General features: G+C 30.5%; 1 pseudogene. It reads left to right on the forward strand.

The annotated features are described in order from the left end of the window. Window positions 1-298: 298 nt before the first annotated feature. Window positions 299-554: pseudogene (locus N1F73_RS03880) on the forward strand (hypothetical protein); the annotation flags it as partial.

The following is a 554-nucleotide window of genomic DNA, read 5'->3' on the forward strand; positions in this document are numbered from 1 at the left end:
AGTTTTAATTAGATAAAAGAGAGTCATGTATATGGACGTGTAGTTTAATGTAAAACACGACTTATGATACGTATTCTGGTTCGAGTCCAGATAGTCCGCTGAAAATTAAACATGATTCTGATTAAAACAAAATTAGATATTTTTAAAAAATGGAGAACTATCGATGTCGGTGGTGCTCTTTAGCATTGCGATGATGGGAAAAACGAAGATTTTGAGAGTGGGAAATTTTGGTTTGAACAAAATCTGGAACATAAATATATTAGTCATGTATATGTAATATATATGACGTGGGAGATTAATGAATAGACAAAGGATATATTCTAATATCGAGTTTGCTAAATATGGTTTGGAGAAAAAAATACAAAAAGGTCAAGACCAGGTTCATGATTGGGAATTTTATTCTTCAGGAAGACATTTGCGTTATATAGCTCGTGTTGATGCTGTTTATGTTCAAGATGATGATAAAACCAAGTTTGATTTAGAAAGTGAATTTAAAAAATCAGGTTTAGATTTTAAATCGTGGATGAATTTACAAACCAGAGTTAAAAAAGATA

This window comes from Mycoplasma sp. HS2188 (genome assembly GCF_025209835.1).
In the GTDB taxonomy this organism is placed as follows: domain Bacteria; phylum Bacillota_I; class Bacilli_A; order Mycoplasmatales; family Metamycoplasmataceae; genus Mycoplasmopsis.